Genomic DNA, 19,681 nt, shown 5'->3' on the forward strand with positions numbered 1-19,681 from the left:
ATGGTTTGCATGACTGATGACACCAACTCTCCCGATCCCTCCGGAGCTTCGGCTGCGGTGCTCGTGGACGAGACCCATGTTCACACGCTCGAAGAGCTTCAAGCCGAGGTCGCCAAATGGAAAGCCCTGAGCCGTAAGAACGAAACCGCGTTCAAGGCGGCCAGCACTGAGTTGGATGGAATTCGACAGTCGGCGATGAGTGACCAGGAGCGGGCCATCGAGGCCGCTCGAACCGAAGCACGGACCGCAGCTCTTTCCGAGGTCGGGAATCGCCTCGTCGAGGCGGAGCTTCGAGCCTCCGCCGCGGCAGTAGGGGCAACCCTTCCTGCCGCCGAATTCTTGAACACTGCCGCCTTTCTCGGCGCAGACGGCTCCCCGGACACGGAACGAATTTCCGCGTTCGTCTCCACCCTTCCCAAGTCTCCCGTCGAGCCGGTCTATGACCAGTCCCTCGGGCTGGGACGACAAGGCGCCGTGAGCGGCCAATACACCCGAGACGACCTGTCTCGAATGACTCGCGCTGAACGTATCGAGGCCCGCAAGGCGGGAAAGCTCGACGCGCTCATGCGGGGTGACATCTGATCTAACAGACGAGGTCCTGCATGGCAATTGAATCCGGCCCGATCAAGGGCGTTTACACTCAGGCCGGCGACAAGCTCAATACGGGCGTCGCCGGTACCTTCATTCCGGAGATTTGGACTGACCAGCTCCTGGAAGACCTGGAGGAGGCTCTTGTCCTCGGGTCGGCGACGATCACCAACCGGAACTACGAAGGAGAGTTCCGCCGGGAGGGCGACGTCATCCGCATCCCGCACTTCGTTGACACTGTCGACGACAAGGGGCGGGTTGGTGCCTACGGCTCGATCGGGGATGCCGACCGAGCCGAGCTTGAGTACATCAAGATGACCGTCAACAAGGGATCCTCGTTCCACCTGGAGATCGACGCCCTTCACCAGCTTCAGACCAAGGCCGGCATCGACCTCATGTCGGAGCTGATCCGCCAGCGAGGCAAGGCGCTCGCTCGCACCATGGACAGGGTCATCGCCCAGACCATCGTTGCGGCCGTCGCGGGCAAGGACTCCAACGGTGTCGAAGCCATCAACGTGGCTCCCGCCGAGTTGGCAAAGTTGCCGGACCTGCACGGTGCCATCGACACGGCCGCGCTGCCGCAGTCCGTCAAGGACACCAAGGCTGTCAGCGTCTATGACTATGTCGTCGACATGCTTGAGCGGCTGGACGTTCGGAGCGCGCCGGAGGACAGTCGATACCTTTTCATCGCTCCGAAGTTGCGGAGTGCGATCCTGCGGGACAAGAAGTTCATCGACGCCAGCCACTTCGGGCACGGCGTCATGCCGACCGGTGTGATCGGAACCATCCTCGGTGTGCCGGTCCGAGTAACGAACTCCCTTGGTGTGACGGCTGGTTTGCCTCAGCCGAAGCTCGGCGCCAAGCAGGGCCATGGCGTTCTGTCCGGCATCGACATGATCATGGGCTCCACTCAGGCCGTGTCGCTTGTGATTCCGCACGCAGAGATGGACTCGTACCGGCCCGAGAAGAAGTTCGTGGACGCGATCAAGTCGCGAGTCATCTACGACACCAAGGTGATTCGCCCCGAGCAGATCATCGTGGCCAAGGCGGTTGAGGCCGACATCGCGGCGATCAACAAGCCGACCCCGTAGGGGGCCGCATGTCAGTAAGTGTTGACGACGTGGCCGCCCGTTTGGGGCGGCCCGTCACCGACGAGGAACGGCCGCGGATCGGCGCCTTCCTCGTAGACGCCCTGGCCTTCGTCGAGGACTACACCGGTCGGGACTTCCAGCGCCGCGAGCACGAGAGTTTCACCGTGTCGGCCGGGCCGGATCCACAGATCTCCCTGCCCATTCGCTACCTGCATGAACTCGCCATCGAGTCTGTGCGGAGAACGGACGGAACCGAGCTGCTGGGCTACACATTCGATGGCACCTCGCTTTGGCGAAGCGGGGGTTGGGGCTCGACAGCACAGGTTCGCGTAACGGGTACGTGGGGCTACTCCACGATCCCGGCGGTCGTACGGGCAACGGTATGCGCCGAGGTCATTCGGTGGCTGGCCATCTCGCCTGGCATCGTCAGCGAGCGGGTGGGCGAGGTCGAGGTCGAGTTCGGCTCGTCCTCGTCGGTTCAGTCGCTTTCCGCTTCAGCGCGAACATCGCTGCGAGGGTACCGCCGGCGCTTTGCAAGCCTCTCCGTGCGGCGGTCGTACGTTCCTCTGCACGTGGGGGGGCCGCCTGGTGCTCCTCGCTACTGATCACATTGAGATCTACCGCGCCGAGCTGGTGGTCGACGCCTACATGCATCGACGGGACTGGACATCGGCACATCTCGTCTGGTCCGGGCTTGCCCATGTGCAGCCCGACGGGGCGGCTGTCGAGTCCCGGTCCCCTGAGCGCGAGACAGCCGAGGAGCGACTACGCATCTGGTTGCCCCCGGGGGCCGTCGTCGACTCGGCGGACAGGGTTCTTCGCGGCGGCCACTGGTACGAGGTCCAGGGCGTGCCTCTTGCTTGGGCCCACGGATCCCTACGACATGTGCAGATCCGAGCCTGGCTGGTGAAGCACTGATGGCAGCCAAGAAGACGTTCGTTCTCCACATGCTCCCGAGTTGGGAGCGGCCCATCCTCGCCTCCACCGAGACTCACCGCCTGGTCGAGACCACGACCGAGGACATCCTTCGGCTTGCCCGCCAGGGGGCCCCGCGGTCGCGCGGCGGGCGCTACCACTGGAACTCCATCCGGAACCACCTGTCCAGTGCCGTTCTTTCCGATCTCGACGGCTACTTCGGTCAGGTCATCGTCGAGTTCGACCCGAGAGTTCGACACGCGATGCTGCAAGAGCTGGGCTATCGAGATCTCCGAGGCTCCCGGCATCCCGGTCGGCTCTACCTCAAAGCCGCCCTGGAGAAAGCGAGGATCGAATGATGCTGAATGATGCTTGATCCCGTTGCTCTCGTGGCCGGCTACCTGACGAGTTGCAGCGACGTTCCGGCGGCTGCCGTAACCGGAGATCTCCTCGACCGGCAGGCCGGCCAGACGAGCATTTACCTGCGCCACTCCGGCGGATTCCGGGTAACGCGACACCGTATGGACCGTGCCGACGTCGAGTACGACGTCTACCACGAACACCGGTCGGAGGCTTCCACTCTGTCTCGGGTGTGCCGGGATCTCCTCCTCGAAGACCTGCCGGGGCGCGTCGTCAACGGCGCCCTGGTCCTCGATGTCGTTGAGATCTCGTCTCCGCAGTACTACCCAGATCCCACTTCTCGTGAGCATGTCTACGGGGGCGAGGTCACTATTTTCTATATCGAGAGCTAGGAGCCTGTATGGCTAATGACGCACATCAGATCCGTTTCGCGCCTGCCGGTGCCCTCTATCTCGCTCCGGCTCCGAAGAACACGCCAGGCGGTACTGTACTGCCGACCACGATCGGTGACGGCAAGACCGCTCCGGCAGGTTACAAGGATTTCGGGTACGCCGATGAATCCGGGGTGACGATCACCCCACAGATCGAAACCGACCCTGTCAATGTCTGGCAGTCGGCCGTACCGGTTCTGTACAACGTCAAGGGCGCCTCGTTCAAGATCAAGGCCACCCTGATGCAGACCACGAAGATTACGACGGAACTGTTCTTCGGCGCACCGTGGAAGCCGGTTCTCGGTAACGACGGCAAAGAGACCGGAATTTTCCGCCTCGACATCTCCTCGACTCCCGACCTGAGTGAGCTTTCTCTTGTTGTCGACTGGTCCGAACGTAACGTCATGTATCGATGCGTCATCGGTCGGGCCATGGTTTCCGATCGGGGTGCCATTCAGCTCCAGCGGACCGAGAACCAGAAGTACGAACTGACCATCGACGCCTTGGACTACTCGGGTTCGCTGGGTTACGTGCTCACCAACGACGACATTAACGAGACCGGCAGTGTCGTTACCCCGGCCTCGGCGGCGTTGGCCGCCACCACCGTCGAACAGGGTGCGACCGTGAAGATCAACGGCTTGCACTTCAAGGCGGGCTCCAGTGTCACCGGAAAGGCGGCCTGACCATGGCAAACACCCCCACCAAGATCACGTTTACCGCGCCGACGGCGGGTTCCGACGGCACGTTCGTGATGAGCGCGACCGTCGCCGCCGACTGTGCGCCGGGCGTTTACGCCATCACCGTCTCGGACGGCTCGGTCGAAGTCTCCGCCGGCACGCTCACCGTGACGGCGAAGGCCGGCGGCTGACTCGGCTTCACCCCCTTTTCTTGTTGCGCCGGGGAGGGTTTGCCTCCCCGGCTCTTCCATATCCGTTAGACCTCCGGGAGACACCATGGCTACTGCGAAGCCCGCAACCCCTCGTAAGACCGCCCCGCGGAAGACGGCAGCCGCTCGAAAGGCCGAGGCGACCAAGAGCACCACCTCTGTCGAACATGCCGGTGTCACGTATGAGATTCCGGCTGCACTCGATATGCCGGTCGGTATTCTGGAGGCCCAGGACGAGGTCGAGGCGATCCGCCTGATTCTCGGTCAGGATCAGTGGGACGCGTACAAGGCAACCGGCGCGACGATCGGCGACTTCTCCGTCTTCGCGGACAAGATCACCGCTGCCGCCGGGCAGGGTGACGCGGGAAACTGATGGGAACCGTCCGTGCCATCGATCGGTTCGGTGACGAACTCGAAGCCGATTTCCTGGAGTTCTTCGGAATCGATCTGCTCGACCTGTGGCGCGGGCGGCTGTCTCTACGACGAGTCGCCGTTCTCATCAAAGCATTGGGACTGAAGAACGGCCGTTCGAACTTTGTTGCGGCGGTCGACGAAAGCACCACGTGGTCCACGACGGACCACCTTCTTGCGCGCGTGTCAGACGCGCTCGAACTGAGCAATTTCATGTTCATCAAAGCCAACTCCGACGGATCGAACAACCTCGATCCGCCGTCGCCCATTCCGCGCCCGGGTGCTCCTGCGGCCCCGGCGCCCCCACAGGAATTCGCGTCCGGTGCCGAGGTGAGCGAATTCTTCGCGCGCATGAATTCCCTGTAGGAGATGCCTATGGCGCGCGGGCCCATCAAGGTCGGCACCGGTTATATCGATATCATCCCGCAGTTGAATACCGCGGGAACGGCGGCGATGCGTGCCGAACTGACCCGAGAAATGCAGGCCGCCGGCGCCACAGCCGGCACCAGCATGCAGACCGGCATGACCCGGGGAGCCGCACAGGGGGCATCCCAGACCCGGCAAGCAGTGGCTCGCGAGGCCCGCGACTCACAGGCGACGCTGACACGAATCGAGCGGCAGATCACCGCCGAGTACGGCCAGCAGGCGGCAGCTCGCTTTCGCGCGTTCCGAGAAGCGGAGCTTGAGCGGCGATCCCTGCTTCAGGGAACGTCCCAGGCCACGCAGAGCGCGATCAGGCAGACGGCTGCCGCCGAGGCCCAGGCGGCGCGCGAGCGACAGCGGCGCGTCGAGGACTCGGCCCGTATGGACCGGGAGCTGCACCGCGAACAGCTTCGCTTGGCGCGAGAGCAGACGACCAACCGCCTGACACAGAGTCAGATTGTGGACCGGGCCCATGCCCAGGCCCTCCGGGAGCAGGCTCGCCGAGAGTCCCAGGCGCAGGCCGAGGCTCAGCGCATGGGCCGCCTGCGGGTCCAGGCCGAGCGGATGATGCATGCCGACATCAGGTCGTCCGAGCAGGCCCTGTTGAGGGACTGGCAGCAGGGACAGCTTCAGCGACTCCGCGGCGAGGTCACCACGACCCAGGGGATCCAGGCCCAGCTTCGCGACCGCATCGCGGCTCAACGCACGGCGATGAACGACGTGGCGAACACCCACACATCCGGACTGACGGCCGTGCGGGCTCAGTGGGACCAGACGTCCCAGGCAATGCAACGGGTGGGCACGAATGCCCAGGAGTTGGGGCGCTCGATCACGACGAGCCTGATCCTGCCTCTGACGACCGCGGCCGGTCTGCTGACCAATGTGGGTGTCAAGAGCGCGGACAGGAACTTTCTCTCGTCGGCGGGTCTGGCTCGTGCCGGGTTCGACCAGAAGCAGGTGGCCGAACGGCTCAAGAGCATCCAACAGTTCGCGGTGATGACCCCGTTCTCGCTGGAAGACATGATCGATAAGTTCATGCAGTATTCGCGGAACTTCGCGAACCATGACCCCCGGTTCGATGGCGAGGACCGAAACGCGAAGCTTGACGCCGGCAACACCGCCATGAAGCAGGCCGAAGCCCTGATCAAGGCGATTGCCGACGCCGCCGCGGCGTATGGCGTCATGGACCCCGAGCGGGTCAAGGGTGCGATGTACGCGGCCGACCTGTTGATGGACTACTCCAAGCTCAATACGCGTTCCCTCAAGCAGTTCACGCGCGGCACTGGTATTCCGATTCAGGAACTCGCGAAAATGGCGGGTTTCACGATCGAGCCAGGCAAGGGCAAGAACGCGGTGAAGAACGCCGAGATCGACGATTTCAACTCCCGGGCACAGTATGCCTATCAAGGCAAGCTGGATCAGTACAAGGCCGCCATGGAGCGCTGGGAGGCTATGAGCCCGGAAGAGCGCAAGGGAAAGGCCAAGCCCCAGGTGCCCTTGGCACCGAAGCTGAAGACACGCCTCGACGACGAGGAGGCGGAGGAAGAGGAGTCTGCGGCTTTCCTGGCCAAGATCCAGGAGCGTGGTGGACCCGGCGTCAGCAGCAAGCAGTTCTTCGACAACTTCATCAAGTTCACGCAGGAAAAGACGATGAACGGCAAGCCGATCTCGGGTGCCGCGGTCGAACTTTCACAGGGATCCATCGGCGGCAAGATTCAAGGTCTCAAGGAGAAGACACAGCTCAGCCTCGGAAAACTGTTCGGCGACTTTGACCCGGAGACCGGGAAGTTCGAATGGACCGAACTCGGCCAGCGTGTTCACGCCCTCGTGGGGAAGCTTGACGATATCGGTCAGGCTTTCAAGCCGACCGTCGTCACCCTCTTGGAGAACTTCTTCTCGGGCCTCGAAAAGGCCGGTGCCGGACTCCAATGGATCGCGGATGGCCTCAAGGCCCATCCTGTGCTCCGGGAGATGCTGGGCAAGTTCATCCAGATCCTTGCCATTGCCGCCCCGTTCATCATCGCCTTCGGCATCCTCACCAAGGTCATCGGCAAGACCGGGAAACTGCTCGGCTCGATCGGCGGGGCGGCAGCAACGGCAGGGCGCGGAGCCCGCGGAGCCGGCCGCTTCGGAACCCAGGTGGCCAGCGGTGCGAATCGGTGGTCTCAGGGAGGCAGCTTCCGGGACGGCTACACGGACCGGCGGGACCGGTACCGGCAGCGGGACCAGGACCGCGCGAACCCGGGCGGCCGTGAGCTTCAGCGCTTGCAGAACGAGCTGCGCGACGTCGACAGCCGAATCGGCGCTCTGCGCCGGGAGATGGCCGCCGTCAACAACGTCAGCCTGAACGACGTCATCAACACGTTGAGCGGTGCTGGTGGACGCAGTGTGGGTTCAGCGGCTCGCAACGCCGAGGACATGGTTCGACGGGTCGGCACCCAGGGCATCCGGGACCTGAACGGGACCTCGCTGAACCCGACAATCCGCAACCTTGAAGGGGTCCGCGACAAGGCCGATGCAGTCGAGCGGGCTGTCAAGGCAATCAGCGCGGAAGTGGGGCAGCTCAACGGCCGGAGCCTCATCGGCTTGCGTGCCGAGTTCTCCACGACGACCAGTGCGGCCGACGGCCTCTACGAGAAGATCGGCCAAGGCACGGGTGCTACCAGCATCGCGGGCCGCGTCGGACTGCTGAACGGACGCACACTCTCGGGGATCCGCAGCGAGTTTGATCAGCTCACAGCGGCTGCCGACAGAACCTACGAAAAGGTCGGCCAAGGAACCGGTGCTACCAACCTGGCAGGCCGAATTGGCCTCCTGAACGGCCGCACTCTCGCTGCCATCCGCGCAGAGTTCGAGGCGCTTACAGCCGCCGCAGACGGCGCCTACGAAAAGGTTGGCCAAGGTACGGGAGCCACATCGCTCGCCGGCCGTGTCGGGCTGCTCAACGGGCGGTCCTTGTCGGACATCACTCAGCAGGTCAAGGATCTCCGGGACGCGTTGAAGGATGCGGACGACAAGGCCGAAGGGCTCGATCGCAGTATCCAAAGCATCAACGGCTCAACAGGCCGTGATGGCGGAAATAACGGGGGCGGCAAGAACAAGAAGTTCGCCGCTGGAGGTGTCCTCCCGGGCTATGCCCCGGGAATCGACTCCATTCCCGCGATTCTGTCACCGGGAGAAGCGATCCTACGACCCGAGGTCGCCAACGCCCTGGGACACGGAACGATCCACGCCTGGAACGCGGCTGCCACCCGAGGCTTGATCTCACGGTTTGCCTCCGGCGGCGTGGCGGGCCGAGGAAACGGCGGGAAACTGTCGTTCCTCCTCGATGCCCTGGACACGTTCAACATCGGCCCCCTGGCAGCGTCGTTCGGCAAGTCCGTGGGATTCCAGAGCGCCGCGTCCCGAGTTGGCGGCGACACCAGCCGGAACCTGATGGGCTGGGGCCGGGACACCGTGAAGTGGAACGGCACCCAAGGCGCCGGCAAGTTCGCGGGCATGTACGACTGGGTCCTCAACAAGCTGCCCGAGGGCCTGCGGAACCTCCCGACCGGTTACAGCCAGATCATCGGCACGGTGGCCGGCGCCATCGCCCCGACCCTGGGCGAGAACTTCTCCAAGGACATTTGGCACGGCACGGGAAACATTGTCGAGCGAACGGGGAAGTTCCTCTGGGACTCGTTCAACCCCAAGGCCGTTTTCGACATGGCCAAGGATCTCGTCACAAATGGTCTCGACTCTGTGAAGGGAATCTGGGAATTCGCGAAGTCTGCGGTTACCGACCCCGTTGGGACCGTGACGGATGCGATCAACGACGTCAAGGACCTGTTCACGGGGACAACCGATGGCCTGACGGAGATGATCCGGTCCGTCAACGACATCCGGAACAACCCGGGTGAGCATGCCCGGGACATGGCGGACGCCTGGATGTCGACGGCCAGGGCGGCCATGCCCAATACGGAAGGGCTCTTCGAGTTCTCCGAGGGTGGGATCGTTCCCGGCTACTCGCCGGGGCGAGACTCCGTTAGGGCTCTCCTGTCGCCGGGTGAAGCCGTACTCCGCCCGGATGCGGTCAGGGCACTCGGTTACCGGGCTGTGCTCGGTCTCAACCAGGGGGCGAAGACAGGCTCCCTTGCGGTCGGGGACGCGACTCAGGGGTTCGTGCCCGATGCCGCGGCCGTCGAGGACGCGGTGACGCGCATTCGCACGTCGCTGACCGATCTCGTCGACCAGTTCCAGGCCGTCCAGGCGAAAGCGGGCTCGTCCTGGTCCTCGATGACGATCGGGCTCCAGGGGCTACAACGTCAGGTAACGATGTCGGCCGATGACATGGGTACGCGGATGCGCGCCTTCCAGATGACGAACTCCGTTGTCTGGACAGCCTCTCAGGCTGACGTTCTCCGCTCGGTCACCTCGATGCAGACCGGCCTTCGAGGGCTCGAAGGGTCCTTCAACGCCACCGAGGTTGCCGTCTCGGGTTCGATGGGCCGTCTCTCTTCGGCTGTGCAGAGCGCCGTGCGAAGCGCGGTCAGCTTCATCCAGGCCGCCATGGTCGAACCGATCAACACCAAGCTCCTGGCACCGGCGAAGATCCCCCTGATTGGAGATCTTCCCAGGTACGCGGCGGGCGGTGTGCTGCCTGGTTACGCGCCCGGCGTGGACTCCGTACTCGCGATGTTGTCGCCCGGCGAGTCCGTCCTACGGCCCGAAGTTACTCGGGCTCTCGGATCCGACACCGTGCACGCCCTCAACGCGGCAGCGATGCGAGGCAACCTTCCTCGCTTCGCTACCGGAGGGGTCGTGGGGGATTGGAGTTTCGCGGGGAACTCGTTCCCGGGCTCCTTCGCTGCGGACTCGAAGCCCGCGCTCGACCAGTCGATGAATGCATTCCTTGGGGGGATGACACAGCTCGGCTGGCTCGGTGGCATCGTCCAGGCCGGTGTCGAAAAGGCGCGCTCCGGAATCGACGCCTTGCTTCGCTCGCGCGACGAAGAGTTCGGTACAGGCGCTCAGGCGGTCGTCGATGCCGCCCGCCGAGAGATCGGTCAGGGCGACAGCGGCGGCGACAACCGCAACAAGTACAACGGTTTCAACGGCGAGGCTTGGTGCGCGGATTTCATCTCGTGGATTGTGGGTGAAACGCGCTCCCAGCGCGGCTACTGGGGTCTCGGCGGCTTCCGCTCCGCCCCCGCCGTTGCGACGTGGGCAGGGGCCGCCGGTTCGGCGGGGGACAGCTTCACCGACCCGAACCGGGCACGGCCCGGCGACCTCGCGATGTACCGCGGATCCGGTCCCGGATCCTGGGGCCACATCAACCTCGTCGAGGAGAACCGTGGCGGCCTGTTGACCACGATCGGCGGTAACGAGGGCCCGGTAGTCAAGCGCTCCGTTGGCTACGGAAACCGCGCCGATCTCTTCGCGAGGCCGAACGCCAAAACCTTGGCAGCGCTCAGGGACGGCGGAACGGCTGAGGAGAGCCCCTTCGACGAGAGGGCGCTGACCGGCCGGGGCTACTGGATGGGTACGCCCAGCGCCTCACCGGGACTGGCCCTCGTGGGCGAGCGCGGTCCGGAGTTGGTGAATTTCAGGGGCGGCGAGCGCGTTATCCCGGCCGCCGAAACGGCAGGTCTACTCAGCAGTGGGCCTCGCTACGAGATCCACATCCACGCCGTTCAGGGCGTGCCGACCGACAGGGAGATCGTCCGAGCACTCCAGTACGCGGAGTCGATGTACTCGCTGTGATGTCCAGCCCTCCAGAGTCGATGTCCGGCTCTGGAGGGCTTTCCGCTGCCCCCAGGGAGGGTGCCGATGCCGATTCCGTCCCTACCGGGGCCGATAGCCCCAGACAAGCCGAACCCGAGTCCCCGCCCTCCGCTACCGATGCGGTGGGCCCACACGTATGTGTCCATCGCAGGGTCGAACGGTGCCGGCGAAGAGATCCCCCTGACGGGATTCGTCGATCGAGAGTGGCCGGCGATCATGATGCGCGAAGGCGCGACCGGGCTCGACATGCCGCCCTTTGAACTGCACGCGGATGACAGCCCGAATTTGGACGGAAGCATCTACCGGTCGAGCAGGGCGACCGCGCGACAGATCATGCTGCCGCTCCATCTCCAAGGTATCGACAGGCGCACGCTCAAGGAGCTGAAGCGCAAGCTCTCACGAGCACTCAACCCGCGCAACGGTGCCTGCAAACTGACGTTCACCGAGGCGGATTCTCAGCCTCGGCATCTTTGGTGCTACTACGTCGACGGCATGCAGGGCGCGGAAGGCGTCGACACAGCCGGGTTCAAATGGTGCCGCTACGGCATTCAACTGATTGCCCACGACCCTTGGTTCTATTCTCCGGATCTTACCGTTGCCGAGTGGACCTTCACGAAGGGGTCGGCGTTCCTGAAGAAGGGGGCGACGCCCTTTCTGCCGATAACTATCAACAAGGGTGTGCTTTCGTCCGAGGCGGTACCTGTCATCAATCCGGGTGACGTAGAGGCGTGGCCGGTGTGGGAGATCAAGGGCCCTGTTCGGTCGCTGACTTTCACATCGCCGACAGGAGCGTCCTTTGCCCTTCCCGGCCGATCCGATGGCCAACCCGCTGTTGCCGACGGGCGAACCCTCTCCGTCGATACGCGGCCGGGGAAGAAGACGCTGGTCGACGACCGCGGCGAGAACTATTGGCCGCTGCTAGGCCCGAACCCCTCCTTGTGGTCGGTGCCGGCCGGTAAATCAACCGTCTCCATTGTGCTCGTACCAGGAGCAGGAGATCCACGGCTGAGATTGACGCTTCGCCCCCGCTACGAGAGCTACTGACATGGGATATCGCATCGAGGTGCGCGATCGAAACCTCAATCGAGTCGGCGAGATCGACACCTGGACCAAGCTCGATTTCACAGTGCGCTACTGCGACAAGGGGTACTGGAAGCTGCTGCTCAAAGACGGAACCGCGCAATCCCGCCTCATCGAGAAAGGCGGTGGGATCGCGATCTGGCAAGACGGCGTCCCCGTCCCCGTCATCTCCGGACAGGTCGAGGAATTCAACCGCTACTTCACCGTGGAGCAACACACAGGACCCGGCTCGGTCTACATATCCGGGCAGTGCGACAACAAGGTGGCGTTCAACCGGCTCGCCTGGCCGGATCCGACGAAGCCGATCAATCAGCAGTATCAGGCGCCGGACAACCGCGGGGCATCCGGCCCTGCCGGTCAAGCGCTCTGGTGGGAGCTGGACAGGAGTATCGGGGACAACGCCCTCGTCGACCGTCGCGTTCCGGGAATTGTTATCGGACCGAACCCCGGGCTGGGTGACATAGTGGCGGACAGCCTTCGTTTCGACGTCCTTGGCACCAAGTTCCAGGAATGGTGCAAGGCGAAGTCCGTGGGTTACAGGTTCGTGTGGAATCCGGATCTGAGAAAGATCGTCCTCGACATCTTCAGGCCCTCGGACAAGTCGACGAAGGTCCGCTTTTCCACGGAGTTGGGGAACCTGCGCGAGTACACCTGGACACTGACCGCACCGAGGGTGACGAGAGCCATCGTTGCCTGTCAGGGCGAAGGCGCCGATCGATACATCCATCAGAAGGTCGATGCCACCGCCGAGGCGGAGTGGGGGTTTTCCATCGAAAGCTTTGTGGATCGCCGTGACCTCCCGTTGAAGACGGACCCCGCAACCGGTCTCCCGATCAAGGCGAAAGCCGAGACCACCGACGACGAGTTCGCAAAGGCGAAGCTCGCCGTGGTCGAAGCGGCTGATGCGGCACTGAAGGAAGGCGCGGGAAGCGGCAATTTCCAGATCTATCCCATCGACACCGAACAGATCCAGTTCGGTCGAGACTATTTCGTCGGCGATCGGGTTACGGTTGCGGTCGATGGCGAGGAGTATTCGGACATCGTCCGCGAGGTCAACATCTCGGTGGAAGACGGCGGGAAGTCCTCGTCCGTGACCCCGGTAATCGGCGAACAGGGCACCAATGCGCCCCTGAACCTGTACGCACACGTGGCCGCCATGCGCGATCGAGTGCGACGACTCGAAGCGAGGCTCTAATGGCGGAAATCAGCTACCCCTATACGGAAAAGAACGCCTCGGGAGCTACGGATCTGGTGAGTCAGGTCCAGTGGCAACGCATGGCAACCACGTGGGGCGGTGACTGCGTGGACTTCCAGTTGACCGCTGGAGGCTATTCGAACGGCTCTCTACCGTTCGATTATCAGGTAGTAAATGGCAGGTCTCTTCAACTGGGTCCGGGTGCCGCCGTCGTCGGAGGCTTCCACTACGAGCTGACGTCGGCCCTCGCACTTGACGTCCTTCCGAATCCGACCGATCAGACGCGACTCGACACCATTGTGATTCGAACGGACCTCACGCGGGGGGCAACGAACCTGGCGATCGTCAAGGGGCAGCCGGCCACGATTCCGATTGCCCCGCAGCCTCAAAGGGTTCCGGGGCAGATTTGGGAAATGGTGCTCTACGAGATCATCGTGGCGCCGAAGGACGGCGTGATTTCCCCACGCGATCGGCGTACCTTTCGAACCCCGAGCCCGGTCGGCATGGCCTGGAACGTCGAGGAGTCCTCGAAGAACCTGGTTCCCGGCACGTTCGTTCTCGACATGGACGCGGACGGCTCCGATACCCAGTACGAGGGGTGGAGGGGGCGCGACGGGTACATGGTGACCCGCCATCTGGGGCGCTCGCTGGGGTACACGCCCCGTCTGGCACGAGCGACGAATGCGCCGGCGGAACTGCGTGCCGTCGGCCGGTGGCGTTTCATCGCTCCCGGAACGGTGTGGTTCACGGCCAGGATCCAGAACGCGACGGACATCACCATTCGCACCAACGGCGAATCGTTGGGCCTCGGACTGCCCATGCAGGCGAGCGGCACCGTGGGACAGGTACTCACGGGTCATCTTCAGAATCCGTACGAGAAATCCGGCATGCCGAACTTCATGCTGCTCCAGGCCCTGTGCTGGGAGGGGAACGGGATGGAGAACCCTTCGCTGTACACCCAAAGCCAATGGTCCGCCGCGGATGGCATGGATGTCCTGACCACAATGCCCGCTCAGTCGAGCATCTACTTCAGCGGTGTGTACGAAGCCAATGTGTTCAACGAAAGGGGCTGACATGGCACGGAATCTTTTCGGCGGAACCCCCGCCGATGTGGCGGAGGACATCGACGGTCGCCGAATGTCCGGCGCCGTGGGCACGGCCTGGGACGGGCCGGGCGAGACCGCCCGCCGGATCACCGACCTCGCGGCGGCGGACGGGTCTCCGCTGATTCAGCTCCAGGCCGACCACCGCGGCATGATCGCGCCCTTCTACGGACCTGCCGACGACAGCGAACGGCTGTGGGTCGACTTCGGGGTCGGCCGCCTGGCGCTGGTGTCGACGACGGTCGGTGAGCGGCTGAGGGACCACGCGACGGCGGACGACCCCCACCGCAGCAAGGCGTACGTCAACGACCAGATTTCCAAGGTGCTGCCCAAAACCGGTGGGGTGGTCGAAGCCGTCTCCGAGACGAGCTGGCTCACGGTCACGGTCCCGCCCGCAGTCGCCGGGACCGCGGACGGCGTCGGAAACGCGTGGGTCCTGCGAGCCCAGGACGGCACCGGCACGAAGGACTTCACCCGCCTGAAGAACAGCGGCGCACTTCAGATCGATCCCGTGGGAGCCCATCTGCCCCTGGCGGTCGGCTCGTTCCAAACCGAGCCGGGATCGCCACTGATCCGGGGGCATCGAGGTCGCAGTGGGACCGGCGGCGGTCCGGTCGTGTTCGAGGTGACGACCGGTGGTGATGTTCACGCCGAGGGCGCGGTATCCGCCTCCAACATCGGTTCCGCCCGCGTGTATTCGGGCCCCAACCCTCCGGCGAACCCTCGTGCAGGAGATGTGTGGGTGCGCTATGCCTAACGTCCTTGAGTACAACGGAACAGCGTGGGTCGAGAGAGTGCTCACCGCCCGCTCCGGAACATCGTGGGGATCCGCCGAAGCCCTGTACTGGGATGGCCTGGAGTGGCGCACCGGGGCACCGCCGGCTCAGGAGTTCCCCATCTATCGGAGCAGCAGCCAGGGCGAGACCGTCAACAGCCCCAGTGTCGAACTACGCCTGCCCGCAGTCGCGGTGTCCGATCTCGTGGTGTCCGTCTGCACGTCGGTCGGGCCGATCGACAGGGCGCCGAGCGTGGTCGCCCCCGCCGGCCTACTCACCACGCAGTACCGGCTGCGCGCGTCCGGCGTGCTGTTGCAGGTCGTCATGTGGCCGTGGGCTCCCGAACGCGGGAAGCAGGTCGTGTGGGACCTGGGCGGTGCGGCACACGCCGCGGTCACGAACCTCGTATACCGGGCCGCCGACCTGTCCGCCCTGGGCGTCACACCGGTTGTGGAGATCAAGGAGGTCTCCAATTCGACGGAGATTCCGCTCGCGGCCTCTCGCAACCACACGACGCTCTACCTGGCGGCCACGGTCAGCAGCGATTTGACCGGGGCGGCCTGGCCCCCGGGCGTGATGGCCCGCACCACGCAACTCGGGGTCTGGGGCGAGGACCGCGTCAGTGTTCTCACAGCCGACACACCGGGCGCAGGCGCCTCACCGGGATCCCTGCGGCTCGACACAGCCGTGCGCGGCGCCGCCTGCGTCGTCATCACGATCCCCGGCCAATCCGACGGACTACCGACGTGGATTCTCGGCGACCTGGCATCCCGCCTCGGTCCGACTACCTATCTGGGGTGATGACGGCATGCCAAAGCCAACCATCAAAAGCTGGAACGCGCGTGAACAGGTCACCGCAGAAAAGCTGAACGAACAACTGCGGGACACGACCGCATTCCTGTACCAACCGCCGTATGCCTCCCTTTGGACGGCGGACAACACGCAGACCGCGGGCGGATCCGTGACGCAGCTCTCGTGGACCGATTGGGAGTTCCGGGGAGTGGCGATCCAAAGCAGCGCTCCTCGTGCCGCCTCCGGCATCCTCGTGCAGGAACCCGGTCTCTATCAGATCGACTATGCAGTGTTGGCTCAACCCGTCGGTGGCATCAGCCACATCCTTACCTACGTAAGAGTGAACGGGACAGAAGTCATCGGCAGTGCCGCAACCGCCGCAGACGTGGGGTTCATGTCGACGGGCCGCATCAACGGGGTTGTGAAGTTGCGGGCAGGCGACGTGGTGTCCTTTGCCTACTACTTCTCCAGCGGTCGATCCGGCGTGGTTATCGGAAACGGCGCAGTCAAGCGCGGCACCCATGCCTATGTCTACTACGTAGGGGAAAGCTGATGTCCATCGTCACCCCCATATTTCCCGCCCCACGCACGTGGGTGGCAGGAGAGTTGATCACGCCGGCCATGCTCGACGAACAGATATATCGAACTCGCCTGAGCCTGTGCGCAAGACCCGCAGCGGCATTCAGCGCCGCAGTGGTCAAGGCCGGGGCATTTCCGGCTCGGAACATCACATGGGGCGCGGTCGAAAAGAGCGAGATCGATGTCCTCACAAACTCGGAGTTCGCCTACCGGGCAGCGAGCATCCGCCATGCCGGGCTGTACGAAGTACGCCTGGGCCTGCGCTGCCAGGCCGCGAGCGGACGGGGGACCACACAAATCTCGGCGGTCATCCGTGTCAACGGCACGGAAGGCGCACGGGGATCGACCGCCGCGGCGGGATGGTGGGACGCCTGCGAGGCATCCACCCTGGTCAACCTCCAATCCGGGGACTGGGTCGAAGCCTACTGGGACACATCCGACGCAGCCGGCGCGGCCGTTTTCGAAGGAGCGGGATCGAGCCGCTTTTCCGTGCGAATGATTTCACCAACACTGTGAGGCCCTATGACGCCGACTGACATCTTCGGCTATGCCGGAACCCTCGCCTCCGTAATCGCTGCCCTGGTCATGGTCAAGGCAGCCTGGCACATCAACACCGCCCAGGTATGGCGCGGCGAAGCCGAGGCACAAAAAACTCGGGCCGATAGATTGCAGGAGGACATGAACGAGGTCAAGGAACGCCTCGTGCGCATCGAGAGGGAAAACGCGCGACTCATCGAGATCCTGACCTCCCTCGCCCCATCTCAGGTCCAACCGCCACGCATCTAAACACGTAGCCGAGACAAGCCGGATCCACTTTCGTGGGGGCCGGCTTTTTTGCTGCCCAAAAACAGGAGGACCATGGCGAATTCCGCTGCGTCGATGATCGAGCTGGCTGCTACGCAGGTCGGCTACAAGGAAGGCCGAGACAACTGGACGAAATATCCACCCGAGGTACCGGGCCTCGGATGGGCACAGAACGATGCTTGGTGCCAAACCTTCATTAGCTGGTTGGCCGTCAAGACTGGTAATACCGACGTTGTTCCCATCACCGCGAGTTGCGTAACCTGCACGAATTGGTACAAGAACAAGGGGCGTTTCTACTCCTCTCCTCGGGTCGGCGACCTCGTCATGTTCGGACCGTCGGGCGGCTCGCACGTCGAGCTGGTGGTGGGCGTCTCCGACTCCGAGATCACCACGATCGGTGGCAACACCAGCGCCACGTACTCCGCGACCGGTGACGGGGTCTACCGCAAGAAGCACGACCGCTCGTTCTCGCGGATCCACGGCTACTGCCGACCGGCCTACACCTCCGGCTCGACATCGCCCGGCGGCAGCTCGGGCACGTGGACCGTAAAGCGCGGGCAGACGCTGACTGCCATCGCCGCGGCCCTGGGCGTCAGCATCGCCGCGATCCTCGCCCTCAACCCGTCGATCAAGGACCCGGACAAGATCAACGAGGGTCAGGTCATCTCGGTACCCGCACCGGCGACGCCGGGTGTGCCAACCGGCCCCGGCAAGCCGGTGGATCCGCCCACCGCGGGCTCGTCGGAACTCCTGCCGTACGCACTGACGGTGAAGCAGGAGACGTTCTCCCCCAATGACAGCCAGTGGGCTCACGCGCGGACGATCGTCGAGGTCGGCCGCGAGCGGGGTTTGCCCACGCGGGCCTACGTCATCGCGGTGGCGACCGCACTCCAGGAGTCAACGCTTCGGAACCTGTCCTACGGCGACCGAGACTCCCTCGGCCTCTTCCAGCAGCGGCCTTCCCAGGGGTGGGGGACTCCGGCTCAGCTCCAGGACCCGACCTATGCAAGTAACGCCTTCTACAGGGAGTTTCAGGCCCGCAGCATGGCGAAGTGGAGCGATTGGCGGACACGCCAGCTCTGGGAGGTAGCGGACTACGTTCAGCGGTCCGGCTACCCGACGTACTACGCCCGCTGGGAGCGCCAGGCGGCGAACATGGTGGCGACGATCCTCGGCGACGGAGTTCCTACCGAGGTACCGTCCACGCCCGCGGAGAGCCCGACGTCACCGCCTCCTGCGGGGGCCCGCGTCATCGTCCGCGAAGGGCAAACGCTGTCGGGCATCGCGGCATCCCTCGGAGTGTCACTGAGCCGCCTCCTGGCGGCGAACCCCCAGATCTCGAACCCGGATCAGATCTACCCGGGCCAGCGCATCAACATCCCGGGGAGGGGAGGCGCGGCGGCTGAGCTGGTCGTGAATCCTCGAAAGTCGAAAACTCCGAAGACGAACACCACCGCGCCCGTCAAGCAGCATAAGGGCAAGCGGCACACGATTCACTGCGTGCATGTCACGAATGTGAACGTGACGGTGAACAACACCATCAACGTGATCGTCGTGCAGCCGAAGCCCAAGCCCACGGAGAAGCCCAAGCCGCCGGTCATCAACAAGCCCGAACCGACACCGATCGAGACCCCGAAGGAGAAGGAGAAGGAGCAGGAGAAGAAGCAGCCGACGAAGACTCAGAAAGAGGTGAAGGCAGCATGACCTTCATCCGTACCAACCCTGCCCGCCTGTACTCCATCGTGACTGCGGCTCTGCCGCTGGCCGTTTACTACGGCCTCGACCTGCCGATCGAGATCGTCATCCCCTTGGCGGCTGCGCTCTTGGGGCTGGGTGAGGTCGTCCAGCGCACCGAGGACCGCAAGACGACGGACGCACTGTACGCGCCGTCTCCCGAGCACGAGGTAATGCCGGTCATCGGCTACCTCGGCTTGGTGGACGGCGACCAGGACGACGAGTCCACCGAGGCGAAGAACGCCTAACGCACAATGGCCCCGGCCGCCCAGAGGGCGGCCGGGGCCATTTTCTCGTATTGCGGCGCGGCGGCTATTCGTCGACGGGTACGAAGTCCTTGCCCACGATCCACCCCACGAGCAGGCCCGACACGGCGTGGTAGACCGGACGCCTGTCCGACTCAGCCACGGTGGGTGCGGCCTGTTCCGGCACGGAGATCGAGAACGGCGTGAGCGTCTGTGGCCGGGTCGGCGCAACCGTCAAGGTTGGCTCAGGCTCCGAGGGTGGAGCCAGGAACGCCAACGTCGGCAGGCTCGGGTTCATGGGTGTGCTCCTGGGACGGTCGTGGGGTTCGACCCAGGATCGCATCTCACCCCGACAGTTGCCTTCCGTTTTCGGACATGACAAAACCGCCCGGCACCGTGAGGTGCCGGGCGGCAGGCGGAGCCGAGCTGCATCGGACATCCGCAATCTTCGTCGAATGGCGCTCTCCGAAGGCTGGTGCTCCACCAGTGTGCACAGTCCCCGGTC

Annotated in this window: 21 protein-coding genes; 20 read left to right on the forward strand and 1 reads right to left on the reverse strand. The window is 64.2% G+C overall.

Annotated features, from left to right (window positions below):
• The first annotated feature begins 9 nt into the window (after positions 1–9).
• From EMA17_RS37245 to EMA17_RS37340, 20 genes are all read left to right on the forward strand, one after another.
• Entirely contained in the window at positions 10–582 is a 573-nt protein-coding gene (locus EMA17_RS37245; protein ID WP_126641625.1) for a hypothetical protein, read from the forward strand.
• A 20-nt stretch (positions 583–602) separates the two neighbouring features.
• Positions 603–1,679, forward strand: coding sequence for a phage major capsid protein (locus EMA17_RS37250; protein ID WP_246127144.1), 1,077 nt, complete (start codon positions 603–605; stop codon positions 1,677–1,679).
• An 8-nt stretch (positions 1,680–1,687) separates the two neighbouring features.
• Positions 1,688–2,284, forward strand: a complete 597-nt coding sequence (locus EMA17_RS37255) for a phage gp6-like head-tail connector protein (protein WP_126641626.1) — start codon at positions 1,688–1,690, stop codon at positions 2,282–2,284.
• Between the two features lie 312 nt (positions 2,285–2,596).
• Positions 2,597–2,953 (forward strand): hypothetical protein, encoded by a 357-nt coding sequence (locus EMA17_RS37260; RefSeq protein ID WP_126641627.1) that lies wholly within the window; start codon positions 2,597–2,599, stop codon positions 2,951–2,953.
• 6 nt (positions 2,954–2,959) lie between these two features.
• Positions 2,960–3,346 (forward strand): hypothetical protein, encoded by a 387-nt coding sequence (locus EMA17_RS37265; RefSeq protein ID WP_126641628.1) that lies wholly within the window; start codon positions 2,960–2,962, stop codon positions 3,344–3,346.
• Between the two features lie 8 nt (positions 3,347–3,354).
• Positions 3,355–4,068 (forward strand): phage tail tube protein, encoded by a 714-nt coding sequence (locus EMA17_RS37270; protein WP_126641629.1) that lies wholly within the window; start codon positions 3,355–3,357, stop codon positions 4,066–4,068.
• Positions 4,069–4,070: 2 nt separating this feature from the next.
• The gene (locus tag EMA17_RS37275) at positions 4,071–4,253 is read left to right on the forward strand and encodes a hypothetical protein (RefSeq protein WP_126641630.1); all 183 of its coding nucleotides are present in this window, start codon (positions 4,071–4,073) and stop codon (positions 4,251–4,253) included.
• An 85-nt stretch (positions 4,254–4,338) separates the two neighbouring features.
• Positions 4,339–4,644 (forward strand): hypothetical protein, encoded by a 306-nt coding sequence (locus tag EMA17_RS37280; RefSeq protein WP_126641631.1) that lies wholly within the window; start codon positions 4,339–4,341, stop codon positions 4,642–4,644.
• Positions 4,644–5,048, forward strand: a complete 405-nt coding sequence (locus tag EMA17_RS37285; RefSeq protein WP_246127145.1) for a hypothetical protein — start codon at positions 4,644–4,646, stop codon at positions 5,046–5,048. Before EMA17_RS37280 ends, EMA17_RS37285 begins: the two co-directional genes overlap by 1 nt.
• 9 nt (positions 5,049–5,057) lie before the next feature.
• Positions 5,058–10,847, forward strand: a complete 5,790-nt coding sequence (locus EMA17_RS37290; protein WP_126641632.1) for a CHAP domain-containing protein — start codon at positions 5,058–5,060, stop codon at positions 10,845–10,847.
• A 159-nt stretch (positions 10,848–11,006) separates the two neighbouring features.
• Positions 11,007–11,912: a phage tail domain-containing protein gene (locus EMA17_RS37295; protein ID WP_246127146.1), complete on the forward strand. Its 906-nt coding sequence runs from the start codon at positions 11,007–11,009 to the stop codon at positions 11,910–11,912.
• 1 nt (position 11,913) lies between these two features.
• Positions 11,914–13,143: a siphovirus ReqiPepy6 Gp37-like family protein gene (locus EMA17_RS37300; protein ID WP_126641634.1), complete on the forward strand. Its 1,230-nt coding sequence runs from the start codon at positions 11,914–11,916 to the stop codon at positions 13,141–13,143.
• Positions 13,143–14,216, forward strand: a complete 1,074-nt coding sequence (locus EMA17_RS37305) for a hypothetical protein (RefSeq protein WP_126641635.1) — start codon at positions 13,143–13,145, stop codon at positions 14,214–14,216. The genes EMA17_RS37300 and EMA17_RS37305 overlap by 1 nt, the downstream gene beginning before the upstream one ends.
• Before the next feature lies 1 nt (position 14,217).
• A complete protein-coding gene (locus tag EMA17_RS37310; RefSeq protein ID WP_126641636.1) occupies positions 14,218–15,003 on the forward strand; it encodes a hypothetical protein in 786 nt (261 codons plus the stop codon).
• Positions 14,996–15,823: a hypothetical protein gene (locus tag EMA17_RS37315; RefSeq protein WP_126641637.1), complete on the forward strand. Its 828-nt coding sequence runs from the start codon at positions 14,996–14,998 to the stop codon at positions 15,821–15,823. The genes EMA17_RS37310 and EMA17_RS37315 overlap by 8 nt, the downstream gene beginning before the upstream one ends.
• A 7-nt stretch (positions 15,824–15,830) precedes the next feature.
• Positions 15,831–16,367 (forward strand): hypothetical protein, encoded by a 537-nt coding sequence (locus EMA17_RS37320; protein WP_126641638.1) that lies wholly within the window; start codon positions 15,831–15,833, stop codon positions 16,365–16,367.
• Positions 16,367–16,909, forward strand: coding sequence for a hypothetical protein (locus EMA17_RS37325; protein WP_126641639.1), 543 nt, complete (start codon positions 16,367–16,369; stop codon positions 16,907–16,909). Before EMA17_RS37320 ends, EMA17_RS37325 begins: the two co-directional genes overlap by 1 nt.
• A gap of 6 nt (positions 16,910–16,915) precedes the next feature.
• The gene (locus tag EMA17_RS37330; protein ID WP_246127147.1) at positions 16,916–17,179 is read left to right on the forward strand and encodes a hypothetical protein; all 264 of its coding nucleotides are present in this window, start codon (positions 16,916–16,918) and stop codon (positions 17,177–17,179) included.
• Between the two features lie 72 nt (positions 17,180–17,251).
• The gene (locus EMA17_RS55595; RefSeq protein ID WP_126641640.1) at positions 17,252–18,901 is read left to right on the forward strand and encodes a LysM peptidoglycan-binding domain-containing protein; all 1,650 of its coding nucleotides are present in this window, start codon (positions 17,252–17,254) and stop codon (positions 18,899–18,901) included.
• Positions 18,898–19,179: a hypothetical protein gene (locus tag EMA17_RS37340; protein ID WP_126641641.1), complete on the forward strand. Its 282-nt coding sequence runs from the start codon at positions 18,898–18,900 to the stop codon at positions 19,177–19,179. The genes EMA17_RS55595 and EMA17_RS37340 overlap by 4 nt, the downstream gene beginning before the upstream one ends.
• 64 nt (positions 19,180–19,243) lie before the next feature.
• On the opposite strand, the gene EMA17_RS37345 is transcribed toward EMA17_RS37340, so the two are convergent.
• Positions 19,244–19,474 carry a hypothetical protein gene (locus EMA17_RS37345; protein WP_126641642.1) on the reverse strand — a complete coding sequence of 77 codons (231 nt, stop codon included), beginning with the start codon at positions 19,472–19,474 and terminating at the stop codon, positions 19,244–19,246.
• Between the last annotated feature and the right edge of the window lie 207 nt (positions 19,475–19,681).

It is taken from the genome of Embleya hyalina (genome assembly GCF_003967355.1).
Classification (GTDB): Bacteria; Actinomycetota; Actinomycetes; order Streptomycetales; family Streptomycetaceae; genus Embleya; species Embleya hyalina.